Annotated in this window: 3 protein-coding genes; all 3 read left to right on the forward strand. The window is 67.2% G+C overall.

Annotated features, from left to right (window positions below; translation table 11 throughout):
- A partial coding sequence (locus FFS27_RS33030; protein ID WP_137952574.1) for an RNA polymerase sigma factor occupies positions 1-360 on the forward strand: 360 nt, incomplete at its 5' end.
- A gap of 68 nt (positions 361-428) precedes the next feature.
- Entirely contained in the window at positions 429-671 is a 243-nt protein-coding gene (locus tag FFS27_RS33035) for a RebB family R body protein (protein WP_003090893.1), read from the forward strand.
- Between the two features lie 30 nt (positions 672-701).
- A partial coding sequence (locus tag FFS27_RS33975; protein WP_256659915.1) for a RebB family R body protein occupies positions 702-1,099 on the forward strand: 398 nt, incomplete at its 3' end.

A 1,099-nucleotide genomic window follows, 5' to 3' on the forward strand; every position in this document is an offset into this window, starting at 1 on the left:
CACGTCTACCTGGACAGCGCGCGCCACCAGATCCGCGAGGACCGCCTCATCGACCGCGGCATCGACCTGCACGATGGCCAGTTGGAGCGCTTCGCCGCCGTCGGCTCGCCGCTGGAACGCCTGGAGCAGCTGGAACGTCTCGACCAGGTGGACAAGGCCCTGGCCTCGCTGTCGCGCCAACAGCAGCAGCTCTTCGAACTGCGCTTCATCGAGGAACTGCCCTATGCCGACATCGCCAGCCAGCTCGGCATAGCCCCGCCGCTGGTGCGCAAGCGCGTGCAGTTGCTGCGCTCGCGGCTGAGCGCCGACTTTTTCGCCGGCGACGTTTCACAAGACAGACGCAGCCGCGTTCATTCCTGACAAGCGAGTCGAGGCCCGTGCGACCGGCCCCCTGCCCGACGAGCACCTGCCCATTCAAGGAGAGTCCCATGGCTGACCCCACGGCTGTGAATGCCCAGATCACCGATGCCGTCACCCAGACCAACGTCAAGGTGGTCGCCGAAGCCCCGGCCCAGGCCATCGCCGCGCTCTACCAGATCGCCAGCCATTCCGCCGGCCTGTCCCTGCAGAACGCAGTCTACAGCCAGCAGGCCCTGAACCAGATCTCCACCGCGGTGGTTTCCAAGGCGGTGTCGATGATCATGGCGATAGAAGACAAGAAAGGTATCTGACCCGCCCCTTGATCCCAGGAGTGCCCAGACATGTTCGGCTTCGGCAAGAAATCCGCGCCCGCGCCCGCGCCATCCGGCGACAGCGAGCAAGCCGCCGCCCCCGGCGAGGCCGGCCGGCAGACGCCAGCCAGCGGCGGCAGGGCGTCCGCCAACGGCGACGTGAAGCTGCCGTCGCGCCCTTCGCCGCTGGCCGGCATGAGCGAGCGCCTGCTCAAGCAGACCGAGGCGCCGCCGCCGGACACCAGCGCCCTGAACAGTCAAGTCGTGCAGGCGGTGCAGATGAGCAACAGCGAAACCGCCGGCTATGCGCCGTCGCAGATCGCCAGCCATTCCGCCGGCCTGTCCCTGCAGAACGCAGTCTACAGCCAGCAGGCCCTGAACCAGATCTCCACCGCGGTGGTTTCCAAGGCGGTGTCGATGATCATGGC

The organism is Pseudomonas sp. 2VD (genome assembly GCF_005503585.1).
In the GTDB taxonomy this organism is placed as follows: Bacteria; Pseudomonadota; Gammaproteobacteria; order Pseudomonadales; family Pseudomonadaceae; genus Pseudomonas; species Pseudomonas aeruginosa.

Bases quoted from the DNA above. Each gene is read 5' to 3' on its own strand.
- FFS27_RS33035 (WP_003090893.1), top strand. From the start codon at position 429: ATGGCTGACCCCACGGCTGTGAATGCCCAGATCACCGATGCCGTCACC.